Annotated in this window: 1 protein-coding gene; it reads left to right on the forward strand. The window is 58.0% G+C overall.

Going from position 1 to position 224, the window contains the following annotated elements; translation table 11 throughout:
* The coding region (locus Q0882_RS16715) for a hypothetical protein (RefSeq protein ID WP_299184106.1) at window positions 1-224 on the forward strand (224 nt) is incomplete at both ends.

Consider the following 224-nt stretch of genomic DNA (forward strand, 5'->3'; position numbering starts at 1 on the left):
CAGGGCGAGACGATCCGTCGTGCGATCCACACCGCAAAACAGTGGATCGAAGCGAACGACGGCAAAGTGGAAGGTCTGAAGATCCGTCTGGCCGGTGGCACCATCGGTGTGACCGCGGCGATGAATGAAGCGGCGTATGAGACCAACCTCTGGGTGCTACCGCTGGTATTCATCCTGATCTTTGTCATGGTGATGTTCTTCTATCAGTCCCTGGCGGCCGGCAC

This window comes from uncultured Neptuniibacter sp., assembly GCF_947498015.1.
GTDB lineage: Bacteria > Pseudomonadota > Gammaproteobacteria > Pseudomonadales > Balneatricaceae > Neptuniibacter.